The organism is Nocardia sp. CA-151230, from assembly GCF_050942175.1.
GTDB lineage: Bacteria > Actinomycetota > Actinomycetes > Mycobacteriales > Mycobacteriaceae > Nocardia.
Genome location: NZ_CP192061.1, coordinates 3,413,882 through 3,430,949, shown reverse-complemented (window position 1 = coordinate 3,430,949; position 17,068 = coordinate 3,413,882). Strand labels below are relative to the sequence as shown.

The 17,068-nt window shown below is 69.4% G+C and carries 17 protein-coding genes; 7 read left to right on the top strand and 10 right to left on the bottom strand.

Translation table 11 applies throughout. The annotated features are described in order from the left end of the window. Nucleotides 1–8: 8 nt before the first annotated feature. From ACQP1O_RS15835 to ACQP1O_RS15825, 3 genes are all read right to left on the bottom strand, one after another. Nucleotides 9–1,751 (bottom strand): pyruvate dehydrogenase, encoded by a 1,743-nt coding sequence (locus ACQP1O_RS15835; protein ID WP_433566537.1) that lies wholly within the window; start codon nt 1,749–1,751, stop codon nt 9–11. 116 nt (nt 1,752–1,867) lie between these two features. Beyond that, nucleotides 1,868–3,187, bottom strand: coding sequence for a cryptochrome/photolyase family protein (locus tag ACQP1O_RS15830; RefSeq protein ID WP_433566536.1), 1,320 nt, complete (start codon nt 3,185–3,187; stop codon nt 1,868–1,870). A gap of 47 nt (nt 3,188–3,234) precedes the next feature. After that, nucleotides 3,235–3,666: a DoxX family protein gene (locus tag ACQP1O_RS15825; protein WP_433566535.1), complete on the bottom strand. Its 432-nt coding sequence runs from the start codon at nt 3,664–3,666 to the stop codon at nt 3,235–3,237. A gap of 29 nt (nt 3,667–3,695) precedes the next feature. Between ACQP1O_RS15825 and ACQP1O_RS15820 the strand changes: the two genes are divergently transcribed. After that, nucleotides 3,696–4,592, top strand: a complete 897-nt coding sequence (locus ACQP1O_RS15820; RefSeq protein WP_433566534.1) for a sigma-70 family RNA polymerase sigma factor — start codon at nt 3,696–3,698, stop codon at nt 4,590–4,592. Here the strand turns inward: ACQP1O_RS15820 and ACQP1O_RS15815 are convergent. The 6 genes from ACQP1O_RS15815 to ACQP1O_RS15790 all read right to left on the bottom strand — a co-directional run bounded on the left by ACQP1O_RS15815 (nt 4,582) and on the right by ACQP1O_RS15790 (nt 9,508). Further along, nucleotides 4,582–5,601 (bottom strand): zinc-dependent alcohol dehydrogenase, encoded by a 1,020-nt coding sequence (locus ACQP1O_RS15815; RefSeq protein ID WP_433566533.1) that lies wholly within the window; start codon nt 5,599–5,601, stop codon nt 4,582–4,584. The two genes, ACQP1O_RS15820 and ACQP1O_RS15815, sit on opposite strands and share 11 nt — an antisense overlap. 31 nt (nt 5,602–5,632) lie before the next feature. Then, on the bottom strand, nt 5,633–6,235 hold the full coding sequence (locus ACQP1O_RS15810) for a TetR/AcrR family transcriptional regulator (RefSeq protein ID WP_433566532.1): 603 nt from the start codon (nt 6,233–6,235) through the stop codon (nt 5,633–5,635). A 59-nt stretch (nt 6,236–6,294) separates the two neighbouring features. Beyond that, nucleotides 6,295–6,690, bottom strand: a complete 396-nt coding sequence (locus tag ACQP1O_RS15805; RefSeq protein ID WP_433566531.1) for a DUF302 domain-containing protein — start codon at nt 6,688–6,690, stop codon at nt 6,295–6,297. Next, nucleotides 6,690–6,926, bottom strand: coding sequence for a YgaP family membrane protein (locus ACQP1O_RS15800; RefSeq protein WP_433566530.1), 237 nt, complete (start codon nt 6,924–6,926; stop codon nt 6,690–6,692). Before ACQP1O_RS15800 ends, ACQP1O_RS15805 begins: the two co-directional genes overlap by 1 nt. Before the next feature lie 61 nt (nt 6,927–6,987). Beyond that, entirely contained in the window at nt 6,988–7,257 is a 270-nt protein-coding gene (locus ACQP1O_RS15795) for a metal-sensitive transcriptional regulator (RefSeq protein ID WP_354846695.1), read from the bottom strand. A gap of 97 nt (nt 7,258–7,354) precedes the next feature. Further along, nucleotides 7,355–9,508 carry an MMPL family transporter gene (locus ACQP1O_RS15790; protein WP_433566529.1) on the bottom strand — a complete coding sequence of 718 codons (2,154 nt, stop codon included), beginning with the start codon at nt 9,506–9,508 and terminating at the stop codon, nt 7,355–7,357. Between the two features lie 164 nt (nt 9,509–9,672). On the opposite strand from ACQP1O_RS15790, the gene mptB reads away from it, so the two are divergent. The 6 genes from mptB to ACQP1O_RS15760 all read left to right on the top strand — a co-directional run bounded on the left by mptB (nt 9,673) and on the right by ACQP1O_RS15760 (nt 16,237). Beyond that, nucleotides 9,673–11,355, top strand: a complete 1,683-nt coding sequence (gene mptB / locus ACQP1O_RS15785; RefSeq protein WP_433566528.1) for a polyprenol phosphomannose-dependent alpha 1,6 mannosyltransferase MptB — start codon at nt 9,673–9,675, stop codon at nt 11,353–11,355. Further along, nucleotides 11,352–12,284 carry an ABC transporter ATP-binding protein gene (locus ACQP1O_RS15780; RefSeq protein ID WP_354846689.1) on the top strand — a complete coding sequence of 311 codons (933 nt, stop codon included), beginning with the start codon at nt 11,352–11,354 and terminating at the stop codon, nt 12,282–12,284. The genes mptB and ACQP1O_RS15780 overlap by 4 nt, the downstream gene beginning before the upstream one ends. After that, the gene (locus ACQP1O_RS15775) at nt 12,281–13,063 is read left to right on the top strand and encodes an ABC transporter permease (protein ID WP_433566527.1); all 783 of its coding nucleotides are present in this window, start codon (nt 12,281–12,283) and stop codon (nt 13,061–13,063) included. The genes ACQP1O_RS15780 and ACQP1O_RS15775 overlap by 4 nt, the downstream gene beginning before the upstream one ends. Before the next feature lie 110 nt (nt 13,064–13,173). Further along, nucleotides 13,174–14,151 (top strand): COX15/CtaA family protein, encoded by a 978-nt coding sequence (locus tag ACQP1O_RS15770; RefSeq protein WP_433566526.1) that lies wholly within the window; start codon nt 13,174–13,176, stop codon nt 14,149–14,151. Between the two features lie 64 nt (nt 14,152–14,215). Next, nucleotides 14,216–14,866 carry a class I SAM-dependent methyltransferase gene (locus ACQP1O_RS15765; protein WP_433566525.1) on the top strand — a complete coding sequence of 217 codons (651 nt, stop codon included), beginning with the start codon at nt 14,216–14,218 and terminating at the stop codon, nt 14,864–14,866. A gap of 219 nt (nt 14,867–15,085) precedes the next feature. Further along, a complete protein-coding gene (locus ACQP1O_RS15760; protein ID WP_433566524.1) occupies nt 15,086–16,237 on the top strand; it encodes a serine hydrolase domain-containing protein in 1,152 nt (383 codons plus the stop codon). 133 nt (nt 16,238–16,370) lie between these two features. Here ACQP1O_RS15760 and ACQP1O_RS15755 read toward each other — a convergent pair whose 3' ends face one another. After that, nucleotides 16,371–16,919 carry a TetR/AcrR family transcriptional regulator gene (locus tag ACQP1O_RS15755; RefSeq protein WP_433566523.1) on the bottom strand — a complete coding sequence of 183 codons (549 nt, stop codon included), beginning with the start codon at nt 16,917–16,919 and terminating at the stop codon, nt 16,371–16,373. Nucleotides 16,920–17,068 lie beyond the last annotated feature (149 nt).

Genomic DNA, 17,068 nt, shown 5'->3' with positions numbered 1-17,068 from the left:
GCGGCCCGCTACGGGCGCGGGATATTGCGCAGGTTACTGCGGGCCATGTCGAGCATGCGGCCGACGCCGCCGGCCAGCACGATTTTGCCCGCGGCCAGGGCGAAGCCCTTGACCTGCGCGGCATCGATCCGTGGCGGTAGGGACAGGGCGTTGGGGTCGGTGACCACGTCCACCAGCATCGGCCCGGGCTCGGCGAATGCCTCGGCCAGCGCGGCCCGCACCCCGGCCGGGTCGGTCACCCGCAGCGACGGAATGCCCACGGCCGCAGCGATATCGGCGTAGTTGACCGGCTCCTGATCGGTGCCGTAGTCGGGCATGCCGTCGACCAGCATCTCCAGCTTCACCATGCCGAGCGTGGAATTGTTGAACACCACGATCTTCACCGGCAGCCGGTGCCGCCAGACGGTGAGCAGCTCACCCATGAGCATGGCCAGACCGCCGTCTCCCGACAGCGAGATCACTTGCCGGCCCGGGTAGGCCGTCTGGGCCCCGATGGCGTGCGGGAGAGCATTGGCCATGGTGCCGTGCCGCCACGAGCCGATGATGCGGCGGCGGCCGTTCGGGTTGATGTACCGCGCCGCCCAGACATTGCACATACCGGTGTCGACGGTGAAAACCGCGTCGTCGTCGGCGATTTCGTCGATGAGCGAGGCGACGTACTCGGGGTGGATGGGCGTGTGGTGGTCGATATCGCGGGTGTAGGCGTCCACCACGTTCTCCAGCGCGGAGGCGTGCCGGCGGAGCATGTCGTCGAGGAAGGCGCGGCTCGGATTCTGGTGCAGCAGCGGCAGGACCGCGTCGATGGTGGTGGCCACGTCACCGTTGACGGCGATATCGACGGCGGCGCGGCGGCCGATGCGGGACGGGTCGCGGTCGATCTGGGCGATCCGGCCGTTCTGCGGCAGGAAGGTGTCGTAGGGGAAGTCGGTGCCGAGCAACAGCAGCAGGTCGGCTTCGTGCGTGGCCTCGTAGGCGGCGCCGTATCCGAGCAGGCCGCTCATGCCGACGTCGTACGGGTTGTCGAACTGGATCCACTCCTTGCCGCCGAGCGCGTGGCCGATCGGGGCGTGCAGCCGCTCGGCCAGGCTCATGACCTGGGCGTGTGCACCGCGCACACCCGCGCCGGCGAACAGGGCCACGGTGTCGGCGTCATTGAGGGCCTCCGCGAGGCGGTCCACCTGGGCGGCGGGCGGAACCACGGCCGGCGCTTCGGCCACCAGATCCGACTGCCAGCCGCGGTTCTCGGCCTCCGCGCTGAGCACGTCACCGGGGACCACCAGCACCGAGACGCCATGCCGGCCGAGTGCGGTCTGCATGGCGATGTAGGCGAGCCGCGGCATCTGCTCGGGGGTGCCGACCATCTCACAGAAATGGCTGCACTCCACGAAGAGTCGCTCGGGATGGGTTTCCTGGAAGAAGCCGGTGCCGATCTCACGGCTGGGAATGTGCGAGGCGATAGCCAGCACCGCGGCGCCATTGCGATGCGCGTCGTAGAGCCCCTGGATCAGGTGGGTATTGCCGGGTCCGCAACTGGCCGCGCAGACCGCCAGCCGGCCGGTGAGCACCGATTCCGCGCCGGCGGCGAAGGCCGCGCTCTCCTCGTTGTGGCAGTGCACCCAGTCGATGCCCTCGGTCCGGCGCACCGCGTCGACGAAGGGATTCAAACTATCCCCCACCAGTCCGTACACCCGTTGGACCCCGGCGGCGACGAGGGCGCCGACCAGCTGACTGGCGACCGAATTCCGACCCATGATCGCTCCGTTCGCAGTGTCGAGACCGAGCATGACCGGAGGCCACCGACGCACTCTACCGAAATCGGACAGCTCAGATTGCTGCATCGTTGCTATATCGCGAGTCGGGCCGACGATCACATGCCGTTGAACTCCACCAGCGGAGCCGGATAGCCGGGCACTGGAGGTGTTGCGCGCCAAGGCTTGTGGATGCGCCCACCGGGCAGATGCGCGAGCTCGGGGAGCCAGCGACGGACGTACTCGCCGTCGGGATCGAAACGTTCGGCCTGGCGGATGGGGTTGAGGACCCGGTTCGGGCGGGTGTCGGTGCCCGTGCCCGCGGCCCACTGCCAGTTCATCTGATTGTTGGCGATATCGCCGTCGACCAGCCAGGTCAGGAAGTGCGCCGCGCCGAGGCGCCAGTCCACGCCCAGCGACTTGGTGAGGAAGCTCGCGGCCAGCAGCCGGGCGCGACCGGGCATCCAGCCCTCGGCCAGCAGTTGCCGCATGGCCGCGTCGATGACCGGGTAGCCGGTGCGTCCGTCCCGCCAGGCCGCGAAGGCGTGCGGGTCGTCACGCGGGGCGGTGGGGCGCGGGCGGAAGTCGGTGTGGGCGAGGTCCGGCCGGGCCGCGAGGATCTGATGGTGGAAATCGCGCCAGGCCAGCTGACGGGCGAAGGCCTCGCCGCCGGGGGTGGCGAGATCGGTGCGGCGGACCACCTCGACCGGGGAGAGGCAGCCGAAGTGCAGGTAGGGCGAGAGGCCGGAGGTGGCGCCGGCCAGGATGTCGCTGTCGGTGTGGTAGTGGTCCACGGGCCCGGAGAGCCAGTCGCGCAACAGTTTCCGGCCGGTGCGCTCGCCACCCACGGACAGGTGCGGGGAGGTCGGCTCGGCGCACAGATCCGTATAGGCGGGCACGGGCTCGCCGCCGATGTCGGGCCCCGCGAGATGTCGTGGGCGCGGGGCCTGCGGCCGCAGCGGGGTGTCGAGCCAGCGGCGGAAATACGGTGTGAAGACCGCGAAATGGTCGCGGCCGGTGGCCGGACGCAGCTCCGACGGGTCGACCACGGTCACCGACGCGGGATGCGCCACCAGCCGGCATCCCGACTCGCCCGCGCGAACGCGCAACTCCCGCTCACGGTTTCGGCTGTACCGGCTGACATCGGCGGCCACCTGCACACTCGTCGCGCCGGTTTCGGCGATCACCCGGGCCACCTCGTCGACGACCGGGCCCCGGCGGATCACCAATGGTGCGCCGAGCCCGCGTAATTCGGCGTCGAGGTCCGCGAGCGCCGCCGTCAGGAAGCGGAGCCGGTTGGGCGCGACCGGGTTTCGCTCGATGATCCCGGGGTCCAGCACGAACAGCGGCACCACCGCCCCGCCCGCCGCGGCCGCCGCCAGCACCGGATTGTCGTGCACCCGCAGGTCACGGGTGAACAGGGCGATCGCCACCTGCATCGAGCACTCGCTTTCGGATCGATCGGGTCGAATGGAAACGCGGTGTTCTACGGGAGATTCCGCCGGAAACCTATCAGCTGGTCCCGCACTTTCCGCCCGGCCGGGCGCGTCGCCCACGAGATGATCGTGAGCACGAGCAGCAGCGCGAGCACGGCCACCTCGCCGCGGGCATAGCCGACGGTCAGGTGCGAGACGATACCGCCGCTGTCGACGAAGACGACGCCCGCGTAGGCCCACTCCTTGACCAGGGGAAATCCCGGAACCAGCAGCGCGAGCGCGCCGAGCAGCTTCCAGACTCCCAGCAGGACCAGGAAGTAGGCCGGATAGCCCAGGTGCACGATGGTGTCGCGGGCCTGCGGGTAGCGGGTGATGTCCCACCAGCCGCCGACCACCAGTTCCGCCGCGACCAGCACGGTGGCGGTCCAGTAGAGCACCGAGCGGTCGAGAGCCTTTCGTGTGACGATGGTTTGTGTAGTCATGACACCCTGACGTTCGGCGAGCGCGAAACATGTCGGTCAGCGACTCGGGATTCCCCGTAGAACGTTTCGAACAGCGGCGCGCCGGACTGAACGCGCTGGCATTCCGCCTGCTCGGCGCATCCAGCGAGACCGAGGACGCGGTCCAGGAGACATGGATGCGGTTGCACCGCACCGACATCGACGGCATCCGCAATCTGGACGGCTGGCTGACCACCACGCTGTCCCGGATCTGCCTGGACCGGCTGCGCGCCCGCCGGACCAACCCCGAACGCCCGCTGGGCGACGTCGTGCCCGGACCGCTCCCCTCCGCTGCGACCGCCGGTGAACCCGAGGAACAGGCAGTACTCACCGACGAACTGGAACGGGCGGTCCTGGTGCTGTTGCGGCGGCTGCCACCGGCCGAACAGGTCGCCTTCGTCCTGCACGACATGTTCGCGGTGCCGTTCTACGAGGTCGCCGACATCCTGCAGCGGTCCCCGAACGCGGCCCGGCTGCTGGCCAGCCGCGCCCGGCATCGGGTGATCGACGGCTCCGACGAGCTGCGGCCGGACGCGCTGCGGGAACGCCGTGTCGTGCGGGCGTTCCTGGCAGCGGTCCGAGCCGGAGACATCGCCGCGGTGCTGGCGGTCCTGGCCGCCGACGTGACGGTGTCCGCGGACCGGACCGCCGCGCCGGGGCCGGTGCCGGTCACCGCACGGGGCGCGCCGATCGTGGCGCGGCTCGCGGCCGGGTTCGCGGCGCGTGCCGACTTCTCGGCGATGGTCCTGGTCGACGGGCGGGCGGGAGCGCTGGTCGCCGGCCGCGACGAGCCGCCGGCGGTCATGGCGTTCACCGTCGGGGGCGAGCACATCGTCCGGATCGACGTACTCGCCGACCCGGAAACGCTGGCGCGACTACCACTCTCGGTATCCGGTTTCAGCGCGTAGCGACGAGTTTGACCGGTGCCTCGAGCAGGGCGTCGATCGAATCCTCCCAGGCCACGGTGCGGGTGGTCACCACACTCGGATCGAAACGCCCGGCCGCCACCAGATCCAGAATGTGCGGGATCGACGGGCGGGCGTGCGCCCGGCCGGTGTGGAAAGTGCAGCAGCGCGAATACATTTCGAGCATGGGCAGGGCGACATCCTGCGTCTGGACGCTGACGCTGGTGCAGACGCCGTCATTGGCCGTGGCACGGATGGCGGCCACCAGGGCTTCGGAGCCGCCCGCGGCTTCGACGGTGACCGGGAATCGGCCGACCCGGTCGGTCGGCCTGCCCTCGACGGGCTCCGCACCGAGTTCGGCTGCGATGGCGAGCCTTTCGGGGTCGGTGTCGAGGTAGACGGCCCGGGCGGAGCCGAGCGCCACCGCGAGACCGGCCGCATACAGGCCGATGGACGGTGCGGCCGGACCGCTCAGGACCAGGACTTCGGCGCCGGGGCGGGCGGCCAGTTGCGGGGCGACCGATCGGTAGGCGTCGGCGATATTGTCGCTGGCACTGGCGACCGCCGCCGGATCCACGCCGGCGGGCAGCGGGACCAGCATGGCGTCGGCATGCGGGACGGCGACCAGGTCCGACCACAGCCCGCCCCAGCTCAGCCCACCCATCGGGCCGAGGCCGTAGCTGGACATGAACGGGTGGGTGGTGCAGTTGCCGGTATGACCGCGGCGGCAGGAATCGCAGGCGCCACAGGAGATCTGGAACGGGACCACCACCTTGTCGCCACTGCGGACGGTGGTGACGTCGTCGCCGACGGCCACCACCTCCGCCACCCCCTCGTGGCCGAAGGGGTAGGGGCCCGCCAGCGGGAACCGGCCCTGCAGGATCGCGGGGTCGATATCGCAGGTGGCCACCGCGATGGGGCGGACCAGGGCCTGATCAGGGGCATCGAGGGTGGGTTCGGCGGCGTCTTCCCAGCGCAGTGCGTGCGGGCCGTCGAGCACGAGTCGCTTCATGGATCGATCGTCGCTAGAACGTTCTTTCCAGTCAACCCCCCTGGGGTGAATTCGCCTCGGCAGCAGCGACTTCCGCGAGACTCAGCCGGATCAACCGGGCCATGGCCACCGAAACCGTGTGCAGCGGCTCATCGGTGCGGCGCACCCGGGCCAGCACGGTCGCGCCCTCGTAGGCCGCGACCACCGTGGTGGCCAGATCACGCGCCTCCCTCGGTGCCAGGCCCAGCTCGGTGAGCAGTTCGGCGAAACCGTGTGTCATCGTCTCGAAGGCCGACACGCACGCGGCGCGCACGGAGTCGACATCGCTGCCGCCGTCCAGGGCGGGGGTCCCGACCGGGCAGCCCGCGGCCCAGTCGGTCTCGGCCAGTCTGGTGGCCATGAAGTCGAACAGCGTTGCCGCGGTGCCGAACACATCGCCCGGGGCCTGCCGGATCATGCGCCCCACCAGTACGCCCGTGCCGGTGATGGCCGAGACGGCGATCTCCTCCTTGCCACCCGGGAAGTGGTGGTAGATCGACCCATACGGCAGACCCGCCGCCTCGCTCAACTTCTTCAGCCCGAATCCGTGATAGCCGTGCCGGGCGAGCAGCCCGGCCGCAGCCACCTCGATTCGCCGTTTCGAATCGGACACCATTCATCCAGAGTATGAGCGGGGTCCGACAGGGGCAGCGCGAATCGTGTTCGGGCAGTGGATCAACCGAGCGCCGCGATGGCCGCGCTCAGCATCTCCGTGGCGGAGTCGGCGACCTCTTGCAGCGCCGGATCGCCCGCGACCTGCACCATCACCTCCGGATTCATGGCCTCCACGATCACCGTGCCGGCGTCCGAACGATCCGCGCGCACAACCACATTGCACGGCAGCAGCAGGCCGATCCGACGGTCCACGCCGAGGGCGGTGTGCGCCAGCGACGGATTGCATGCGCCCAGGATGAGGTAGTCCTCCATGTCCGCGTCCAGCTTCTGCTTCATGGTCGCGGTCACGTCGATCTCGGTGAGCACACCGAAGCCCTGCTCGGACAGGGCCTTCCGGGTGCGTTGCACCGCATCGGCGAAATCGGTACGCAGGGTGGCCGACAGGGCGAGGGTCATCACGAATTCCTTTCCGTTGCGGGGCTGCCGGTTCGGGGCACGCCCAGCCGTTGCAGGAGCAGGGTCATCGGACACCAGCCGACGACCCCGAAGAGCACCAGATTGGCCGCCACGAAGGCGGTCAGCAGCAGCCACCAGGGCGAGAACGCGAGCACCAGCGCGAGGCTGAGCAGCACCATCGTGCCGGCCAGGCCCGGCACGATGCGGTCGATGGACCAGTGGCGGATCGCGGTCATCTTGAGTTCCTTTCGCTCCCGGCGCTGGGCGATCGCTCGGCAGGGATCGCCCGGAAGAGCTTCAGGCCAGCGCCAGGAAGAGTTTTTCCAGTTCCTCGACTGTCATCGGCTCGGAATTCTCGGCCCGCTCCCCGGTCAGGCAGTCCCGCAGACCGGTGGCGACGATCTTGAATCCAGCGCGGTCGAGAGCGCGGGAGACCGCGGCGAGCTGGGTGACCACATCCTTGCAGTCGCGGCCCTGCTCGATCATGGAGATGACGCCCGCAAGCTGTCCGTGCGCGCGGCGCAGCCGGTTGAGGACCAGTGCGATGCTGTCTTCGTCGCCGATCATTGGAGGGTTCCTTCCCTGAGTCCGATGACTCCAGTATACCCCTGGGGGTATGGAAGGGTCGTGAGAGAGGGCTCACCCTTTCCCACGACCCCACCCGTCAGTGCGCGAAGCTGATGTCCGGCAGCACCTTGCGCAGCCAGCGCGGCGACCACCAGGCGGCGTGCCCGGTCAGGCGCAGCAACACCGGCAGCAGGATCAGGCGGATCAGCACGGCGTCGAGCAGGACGGCGACACCGAGAATGATGCCCATCTCCTTCGGCGGCAGCGGATCGGCCAGGGCGAAGGTGAAGAACACCGCCACCATGACCGCCGCCGCGGCCGCGATCACCCGGCCCGAGTGGGCGATGCCGGCGATGTGGGCCACCTCCGGATCACCCGAGCGCTCGTAGTGCTCCTTCGCCGTGGCCAGCAGGAAGACCGTGTAGTCCATGGCGATGGCGAAGATCATGGCGAAGAAGAACACCGGACCCCAGCCGTCCAGGAAGCCCTGCGGCGTGAAACCGAGCAGGCCCGCGCCGTGGCCGTCCTGGAACACCAGCTTCGCCACACCGAACGCCGCCGCGGTCGACAGCAGGCTCACACCCGCTCCGAGCAGGGCGATCAGCGGGGCGCGCAGGGCGACCAGCAGGAGCACGAACCCGAGTGCCAGGATGATGCCGACCACCAGGGGCAGGTAGTCGTTCAGGGCCTGCTGCAGGTCCAGGTTCTCGGCAACCGCCCCGCCGACCAGCGCACCCGACGGGAGCGCGGCGCGCAGCGAATGGACGATGTCGCCCATGGCCGGATCCGAAGGGTCGACCGTCGGGGTCGCCTGGAGCATGACCAGGCCGCTGTCGTCCGCGGCGGGCTGCGGCGGGGTGACCATCGCAATCCGATTGTCCGAGGCCGCGATCCGCTGGACGTCCGCGCCGTCGGAGACGGGGGCCACGATTTGCAGCATGCCGGGCGCACCCGGGCCGAATTCGCGCTGGACCAGCTCGTAGCCCTGACGCACGGACGCGTCCGCGGGCACCACCTGGATGGACGGCATGGCCACCTTCAGGCTCGTCACCGGAATCGCGAGCGCGATCAGCACCAGCAGTGAGCCGATGGCGAACGGCCACGGACGGCGGTGCAGCAGCCGTCCCCACTTCGCGAAGACCGGCGAACGATGCTGCTGCCGGGCCACGTACGGCAGCGAGCCCGCGTTCACGCGCCGGCCCAGCGCACCGAGCACGGCGGGCAGCAGGGTCAGCGTCGCCAGCAGCACGAACGAGACGGCGAACATGATGCCGACCGCCATGGTCCGCACCGCGGGCGCGGGCACCACGAGCACGGCCGACAGGCTCACCAGCACCGTCAGGCCCGAGAGCAGCACCGCCTTTCCGGCGGTCGCCATGGTGACGGCGACGGCGGTGCGCGGTGGCGTGTCACCGCGAATGGCGTCGCGGAAGCGGGAGACCAGGAACAGCGCGTAGTCGATACCCAGTGCCAGCGCGAACATCATGGCGAAGTTCATGGCCCACACCGAGATCGGCGTGACATGGTTCAGCAACACCAGCCCGCCCGCCGAGGCGATGAGGCCGGTGAGCGTCAGCAGCAACGGCAGTCCGGCCGCCACCAGCGAACCGAAGGCCAGCACCATGATCGCCAATGTGACCGGCCACGAGAACATCTCGGCCTTCATCATGGCCTCGTGATTGGCCTTGTTGAAGTCGCTCCACAGTGCCGAGGCGCCGGTCGGATAGACCTCGAAGCCGTCGGATGAGAGGGCCTGCAGTTTCGGGCCGACGTCGGTGACCGCTGTAACCATCTCGTCGGTGTTCGCATTCGCGCCCGCCAGCAGAATGCCGGTGTGGCCGTCGCGGCTGACCGACTGCCCCGGCACCGGTGCGACGATCGCGCCGAATCGACTGTCGGCCTGCAGGATTCCGGTGAGATCCCCCACCAGGCGTTGCGCCTGCGGACTGTCCATGGTTGCGGTGTCCGAATGGATCACCACCTGCACCGCCGCGGCCGAATTGCCGCCGAAGTGCTCCTGGGCGAGTTCGCGGACGCGCACGGATTCTGACTGATTGGCCTGCCAGCCCGCCCCCGCGAGCGAGTCGAACACCGCGGGCGCGGCCGCACCGAGGGCGACCGACAGGATCAACCAGAAGCCGAACACCCAGCGGGCGTGATCGGCCATGCGGGCCCCGAGGCGGCCCAGCAGACCGCCGGGGGCGGTCGTGATCGGAGAAGCGTCGGCGACGCCGACTGTGATACTTCGCATCTGACTTCCTTCCATACCCCCTGGGGTATGTCACGACTATACCCCCCGGGGTATCAAAGGCAAGTATGGGTGCCGATCGGCAACTTGCGAGCACACCGGACGAACCCGCGCTACGGCCATGCGATCGGCGTTCGACCCGCGGCTCCGGACTAGGCTTCGCAGCTGTGGCGGTAGTGGAAGGCGCGCGGCGCAGAGTCATCGATATCGGACGCCGGGCCCTGGGCCTGGACGTTCCCGCCGCCGATCACACCGTCGCCGTCCTGCACGGCGTCGACGCCGACCGGCCCGGCCTGGACCGGCGCGAAACCCTGCAACTGATGCGGATCCGGCTGCTCGGCGCGACCGGGGCCGTGATCATGGCGGTGTCCGCGTTGGGTGTCGGAGCCCAACCGGTGCACCAGAATCCGATCTCCGGCATGCGGGTGCTCGGGTTCTTCGCACGGGCCGGCACCTCGACGCTGGCCATGTGCATGATCGGCACCATCCTGGTGATCATGGCGTGGCTGCTGCTGGGCCGCTTCGCCGTCGGCGGGTGGGGCGGGGATCCACGCCACCGGCTCAGCCGCTCGCAGATGGATCGGACGCTGCTGCTGTGGATCATTCCGCTCAGCGTCGCGCCGCCCATGTTCAGCAACGACGTCTATTCCTACCTGGCACAGAGCGAAATCGCGGCCCGGGGCATGGACCCGTATTCGGTCGGCCCGGTGGCCGGGCTCGGGCTCAACAATGTGCTCACCAACAATGTCCCCACCATCTGGCGGGACACCTCCGCGCCCTACGGGCCGCTGTTCCTGTGGATGGGACGCGGCATCGCGCAGATCACCGGCGACAACATCATTCTCGGGGTGTGGCTGCATCGGTTGCTGGCATTGGCGGGCGTGGCATTGATGGTATGGGCGCTGCCGCGGCTGTCGCGGCGCTGCGGAATCGCGGGGGTGAGCGCGCTGTGGCTGGGCGCGGCCAACCCGCTGGTGCTGTTCCACCTGGTGGGTGGGGTGCACAATGACGCGCTCATGCTCGGGCTGATGCTGGCGGGAATGGAATTCTGCCTGCGCGCCATCGACGATTGCCCGCAGTTCAATCAAAGGGCTTGGGCGCTGCTGGTTTTCGGTGCCGTGCTGATCACACTGTCCTCGTCGGTGAAGATCATCTCCCTGGTGAGCCTCGGATTCGTGGGCATGGCGCTGGCGCGGCGGTGGGGAAGCGGGCTCAAACCGGTACTCGTCGCCGGCGGTGTGCTCGGTGTCATCGCCGTGGTCACGACACTGTCGGTGAGCTATGCCAGCGGCCTGGGATTCGGCTGGGTCAATACCGTCGGCACCGCCACCACCGTGCGCAGCTACCTCTCGCTGCCGACCGCCGTCGGGATCATCACCGGATTCGGCGGCGTGCTGCTCGGACTCGGCGACCACACCACCGCCCTGCTCGACATCACCCGGCCCATCGCGGAACTCGTCGCGGGCTTCGTGACCCTGCGCATGCTCATCGCCGCCTGGACCGGGCGTTTGAATGCGATCGGCGCGCTGGGTGTTTCGCTCGGTGCGATCGTGTTGCTGTTCCCGGTGGTGCAACCCTGGTACCTGCTGTGGGCGATCGTGCCCCTCGCCGCGTGGGCCAACCGGCCCGCGTTCCGGGTGCCGGCGGTGGTGCTGTCGGTCGTGGTGTCGGTGATGGTCATGCCGCGCGGCGCGGACTTCTATGTCTTCCAGATCGTCGAATCCGCCATCGCCACCGTGATCGTGGGCCTGTCGCTGATCTTCCTCACCCGAAATGTGCTGCCGTGGCGCAATCAGCCGGGGGTGTCGGCTCGGTCACAGCAGCCCACGCCTTACGGTGTCTCATCGTGACCGCAGCTTCCGGACCCGCCGTACGCGTCGACGGCGTCGTGAAACGCTACGGCGAGACCACCGCGGTCGACGGCATCAGCTTCGATATCGAACGCGCACAGGTGCTGGCCCTGCTCGGACCCAATGGCGCCGGCAAGACCACCACCACCGAGATGTGCGAAGGCTTCGTGACTCCCGACGCCGGGACCGTGCGGGTGCTGGGCCTGGACCCGATCGCCGACTCCGATCAGCTCCGACCGCGCATCGGCGTGATGCTGCAGGGCGGCGGCGCGTATCCGGGGTCGAAGGCCGGGGAGATGCTCGATCTCGTCGCCTCCTATTCGGCGAATCCCCTGGACCCGGCCTGGCTGCTGGACACGCTCGGGCTGAAAGACGCTCGGCGGACGCCGTATCGGCGGCTCTCCGGCGGGCAGCAGCAGCGGCTCGCGCTGGCGTGCGCGCTGGTCGGGCGGCCGGAGATCGTGTTCCTCGACGAGCCGACCGCCGGATTGGACGCGCAGGCACGGCATCTGGTGTGGGAGCTCATCGACGCGCTGCGCCGCGACGGGGTCAGCGTGCTGCTGACCACGCACATGATGGACGAGGCCGAGCAGCTGGCCGATCAGCTGGTGATCATCGACCACGGGCAGGTCGTCGCGCAGGGCACGCCCGCCGAGGTCACCTCGCACGGGGCCGAGGGGCGGCTGGCGTTCACCGCGCCGCCCAAACTGGACCTGTCGCTGCTGGAAGCCGCACTGCCGGAAGGGTTCACCCCGCGCGAGACCGCGCCCGGGTCGTACCTGTTGCAGGGTGACATCACCCCGCAGGTGCTGGCCACCATGACCGCGTGGTGCGCGCGAATCGACGTGCTGCCCACCGACATTCGCATCGACCAGCGCCGGCTGGAAGACGTGTTCCTCGAACTGACCGGGCGGGAGCTGCGCGGATGACCGAGACCGTGAACCGATTCGCGGCGGGCACCTTCTCCCCCGCGCCGCAGCCGACCACGCGCGCCAAGATGCTGGCGGCGCAGACGCGCATGGAGCTGATCCTGTTGCTGCGCAACGGGGAACAGCTGCTGCTGACGATGTTCATTCCGATCACGCTGTTGATCGGGCTGACTCTGCTGCCGGTCACCGGACTCGGCGAGCACCGGGTGGACCGGGTGGTGCCCGCGGTGATGATGGTGGCGATCATGTCGACCGCGTTCACCGGGCAGGCGATCGCCGTCGGGTTCGATCGGCGGTACGGGGCATTGAAGCGGCTCGGGGCGACGCCGCTGCCACGGTGGGGCATTGTCGCGGGCAAGTGCTCGGCGGTGCTGATCGTGGTGGTGCTGCAGTCGATCCTGCTGGGGGCCATCGGGTTCGCGCTCGGCTGGCGGCCGTCGCTGACCGGGCTGCTGCTGGGCGCGGTGGTGATCGCGCTCGGGACCGCGACCTTCGCGGCGCTGGGGCTGCTGCTGGGCGGGACGCTCAAGGCCGAGGTGGTGCTGGCGCTCGCCAACATTCTGTGGTTCGTCATGCTCGGGACCGCGAGCCTGGTGTTCATGTCCGACGACCTGCCGCACGCGGTGAGCCTGATCGCGCGGATCATTCCGTCCGGGGCGCTGTCGGAGTGCCTGGAGCAGGCGATGCGCACCAGCATCGACTGGTACGGGCTCGCGGTGCTGGCCGGCTGGGGCGGGCTCGCGGGGTGGCTGGCCACCCGGTTCTTCAAGTTCGATTGAGGCCGTCCGGGCGGCGGTCGGCTCGAAAGTTCGCCCGCGCCCGGGTGTTTAACGACACGTTGTAGTAGGGCGGGTGACGGGGCGAAATGCGGCCCCGCTACCATCGGTGCGTGCTGTCTCGCGCCTTCCAGCGACTTGCCGACCTGTTCCCGATGCCTTCCCTGCGGGTGCAGCGACTCCTCGCCTTCCTGGTCATCCTGTCCCAGGCCGGAATCTCGGTGACCGGCGCGGTCGTCCGCGTCACCGCCTCGGGCCTGGGCTGCCCCACCTGGCCGCAGTGCTTCCCCGGCAGCTTCGTGCCGACCGCGGTGGCCGAGGTGCCGGTGGTGCACCAGGTGGTCGAATTCAGCAACCGCATGCTCACCTTCGTGGTGTCGCTGGCCGCGGCGGCCATCGTGCTCGCGGTCACCCGGGCGCGGCGGCGGCGCGAAGTCCAGGTGTACGCGTGGCTGATGCCCGGCGGCACCGTGCTGCAGGCCGTGATCGGCGGTATCACCGTGCGCACCGGGCTGCTGTGGTGGACGGTCGCGGTGCACCTGCTGGCGTCCATGCTGATGGTGTGGCTGGCGACGCTGCTGTGGGCCAAGGTCGGCGAACCCGACGAGGGCATCGACACGGTGCAGGTTCCCAAGCCCCTGCGGCTGCTGACCGCGCTGTCCGGTCTGGCCCTCACCGGAACGCTGATCGCGGGAACCCTGGTCACCGGCGCGGGTCCGCACGCGGGTGACAAGAGCGTCGAGAAGCCGGTCGAACGCCTGCAGGTCGAGATCGTCACCCTGGTCCACCTGCACGCCGAACTCCTGGTCGCCTACCTGGCCCTGCTGGTGGGCCTCGCCTGCAGCCTGGCGGCGGTCGGCATGAACAAGACCATCCGCAACCGCCTCATCCTGGTGATCGCGCTGGTGTGCTCCCAGGCCCTGGTCGGCATCGTCCAGTACTTCACCCACGTGCCCGCCGCCCTGGTCGCCGTCCACGTCGGCGGGGCTGCCGCCTGCACCGCCGCCACGGCCGCCCTCTGGGCCGCCATGCGCACCCGCGAACCCCTCCCCACCTCGGCTCCGGCACCGGCCGACACGGCCGCCGCCTGAATCCGACCGGCTCGGGGTCGGCGGCTCCGCACCGCCGTCGACCTCACCCGGCAGGATGTCGTGTGTGCCCGCGCTACTCGACGACGCCCACCTGGAACAGACCGCCGTAGTGGCGAACTCCGCCATGAACCGCGACCGCCGACTGCCCGCCTACCGTCGCGAACTCGGCTTCGACCCGGTTGTCTGGCTGGCGGCCCGTCCCGCACCCCAGCGCTGGCTGGATGTCGGATGCGGCAGCGCCCACGCCCTGTTCGAGGCGGACGAAACGCTGTCCGGTCACGCCCGGATCATCGGGCTCGACCTGGTGGACCATTTCGGTGGGCCGCCCCGACCGGGCATCGACCTCGTCACCGGTTCGGTATTGGCCTGGCATCCTGACCAGCCCGTGGATCTGATCACCAGCGTCCACTCCCTGCACTATGTGGGCGACAAACTCACGGCCCTCACCCGCATGTCTTCCTGGCTCACCCCCGACGGCCTGTTCGCCGCGAACTTCGACGCCACCTCGATCCGTGACAGCGGCGGCGCTCCACTCGGTAGACGTCTGACAACCGCCTTGCGTCACAACGGATTCACCTACACGGCGCGAAGTCACCGCCTCACCCGCAGCGGCCGGGCCCTCCCCCGCTGGGAATTCACCTACGCCGGCGCCGATGCCCACGCCGGTCCGAACTACACCGGCCAGGACGCCGTCGCCTCTCATTACCGGCTCTGACGGCGCACCGATCGAATCTCGCTCCCGCATGACGGGACAGCGGGTTTTCCCTGACCAGCGCTACGCCTCAGGGATGAGCTCGGGTGAGCGCTACGGGTGATGCCCGGATCGCTGCTCGGAGCTACCATCCGGTTATTGACCTCCGCGAGATGCGAATCCTGCTGCACAGCAGCGCATTCCGGTCGAGCGCTCGCGGCCGTTACGCCAGAAGGAGAGCATATGAGGCTCGTTCGCCGGATTGCCGCCGCGGCCGCGGTCGCCGGAGTGGTCTGCGCGGCGGGGGCCTGCGGTGACGATGCGGCGCGAGGGCCGGGAGGGCCGTTGTCGGCCGATGCTCGTGCGGAGGTCGGGCGCGCCCTGGACACGGTCGTGGCGGCGGGAGTTCCCGGGGTGCAGGTGGTCGTGACCGAGCACGACCGGGAGTGGAGTGCGACCTCGGGTGTCGGCGACGTCGCTACCGGCGCGGCCTTTCCGCAGGGCGCGCACGTGCGCGTCGGCAGCAATACCAAGGCGTTCGTCGCGACCGTCATGATGCAGCTCGTCGAGGAGGGTGCGGTGGATGTGGGCGCACCTGTCGAGCGGTACCTGCCCGGCGTCGTCCAGGGTGTGGGCATCGACGGCAACCGGATCACGGTCCGGAATCTCATGCAGCACACCAGCGGTCTGCCCGAGTATCTGGAACTGCCCGAGTTGCAAGGTGATTCGCCCGATCTGCTGACCATGCACTTCGACTCGGCGGAGTTGGTCCGTCGCGCCATGACCCTGCCCGCGCACTTCGAGCCGGGCGCGAGAGCCGAATACAGCAATACCAATTACCTCATCGTCGGCATGATCGTGGAACGCGTGACCGGGCACCCGGTGGGCGAGGAAGTCACGCACCGCGTCATCGACCGGCTGGGGCTGCACGACACCTACTTCCCGGCCGCCGGCGACACCGACCTGCGCAGTCCCCACCCGCAGGGTTACGAGGCGGTCGACGGGAAGCCGACCGACGTCACCCGTTTCGATCCGTCGTGGGCGGGCAGTGCCGGCGCGCTGATCTCCACCGGCTCCGATGCGAATCGGTTCTTCAGTGCGCTCCTCACCGGGAACCTGCTGCCTCCGACGCAGGTGGCCGCCATGCGGACCGATCCGAAACCGCTGACCAACCGCCCGGGTTACTCGTACGGCCTCGGATTGACCACCACCGCCGCGCCGTGCGGCATCCAGGTGTGGGGGCACGGCGGTTCCATCCCCGGCTTCCGAACCTTCAACGCCGTCACCCCGGACGGCCGCGCGGTCACCCTCATCGCCAATCTCCGGCCCTCGGATCCCACCGTCACCGCTGCCCTTCAGAAGGCATTCGACACCGCGCTCTGCGCAGCCGACTGAGCCCGAGTCGATCGGCCGCGGGAATCGACGCCGGGGTCACCGCGACAACCCAGCACTCAGGATTGCAGAGAGTTTGGCTTTGCGCGCAGGGCGGACCACCGCGGCGAGGGCGAGACCGACGGGCCGGGTGGTCTCAGGCGGGGAGGAACTGCCACAGGGCGTTTCGCACCGAACCCTGCTCATGGCCGGCCTGCAATTCCAGCAGGGCGGCTTCGGCGACCAAACCGACCCACAACCGGGCGCCTGCTTCCGGGTGCGGCCAGCCCAGGACCTGGAAATCGGCTTCGATCAGCGCGGCGTTGTGGGTGTTGCGGTCCGTCACCTCGTCCACGATCAGGGGTTCGGCTCGCGCTTCGAGGAGCAGGGCCTTGACGCCGCGGTCGCGCAGGCAGGCGTCGAGGTAGGCGGTGGATCCCGCCAGGAGACGGTCCCTGCCGGGGGCGAGACCGGAGGTGGCGGAGTCGATGACGGCCTGCAGGCGCTCGTGGAATTCGCGATGCAGGGCCAGCAGGTAGTTGGCGCGGGTGCCGAAGTGATGGAAGAACGTGCCCTTCGAGACACCGAGCTCGGCCACCAGGACGTTCACGCTGACACCGCCGAGTCCCAGCCGCTCGGCCAGCAGCAGGCCGCTGTCGACGAGCGCGGCGCGAGTGCGCGCGGCGGAATCCTCCCGCAGATTCATCAGATTCAACCTCACCGGGGGCGGTGCCGGCTCGCCCTGTGTTGCGCGACCGGCGATTCGGCGTCCCGCTTGCGTGTGTTTCGGACCGATTGTATGGTCGCATCATACTTGACCGACCGACTGGTCAGTGAACGACCGGCCGGTCACCA

Bases quoted from the DNA above. Each gene is read 5' to 3' on its own strand.
- ACQP1O_RS15835 (WP_433566537.1), bottom strand. From the start codon at position 1,751: ATGGGTCGGAATTCGGTCGCCAGTCAGCTGGTCGGCGCCCTCGTCGCC.
- ACQP1O_RS15830 (WP_433566536.1), bottom strand. From the start codon at position 3,187: ATGCAGGTGGCGATCGCCCTGTTCACCCGTGACCTGCGGGTGCACGAC.
- ACQP1O_RS15825 (WP_433566535.1), bottom strand. From the start codon at position 3,666: ATGACTACACAAACCATCGTCACACGAAAGGCTCTCGACCGCTCGGTG.
- ACQP1O_RS15820 (WP_433566534.1), top strand. From the start codon at position 3,696: ATGTCGGTCAGCGACTCGGGATTCCCCGTAGAACGTTTCGAACAGCGG.
- ACQP1O_RS15815 (WP_433566533.1), bottom strand. From the start codon at position 5,601: ATGAAGCGACTCGTGCTCGACGGCCCGCACGCACTGCGCTGGGAAGAC.
- ACQP1O_RS15810 (WP_433566532.1), bottom strand. From the start codon at position 6,235: ATGGTGTCCGATTCGAAACGGCGAATCGAGGTGGCTGCGGCCGGGCTG.
- ACQP1O_RS15805 (WP_433566531.1), bottom strand. From the start codon at position 6,690: ATGACCCTCGCCCTGTCGGCCACCCTGCGTACCGATTTCGCCGATGCG.
- ACQP1O_RS15800 (WP_433566530.1), bottom strand. From the start codon at position 6,926: ATGACCGCGATCCGCCACTGGTCCATCGACCGCATCGTGCCGGGCCTG.
- ACQP1O_RS15795 (WP_354846695.1), bottom strand. From the start codon at position 7,257: ATGATCGGCGACGAAGACAGCATCGCACTGGTCCTCAACCGGCTGCGC.
- ACQP1O_RS15790 (WP_433566529.1), bottom strand. From the start codon at position 9,508: ATGCGAAGTATCACAGTCGGCGTCGCCGACGCTTCTCCGATCACGACC.
- ACQP1O_RS15775 (WP_433566527.1), top strand. From the start codon at position 12,281: ATGACCGAGACCGTGAACCGATTCGCGGCGGGCACCTTCTCCCCCGCG.
- ACQP1O_RS15760 (WP_433566524.1), top strand. From the start codon at position 15,086: ATGAGGCTCGTTCGCCGGATTGCCGCCGCGGCCGCGGTCGCCGGAGTG.
- ACQP1O_RS15755 (WP_433566523.1), bottom strand. From the start codon at position 16,919: ATGAATCTGCGGGAGGATTCCGCCGCGCGCACTCGCGCCGCGCTCGTC.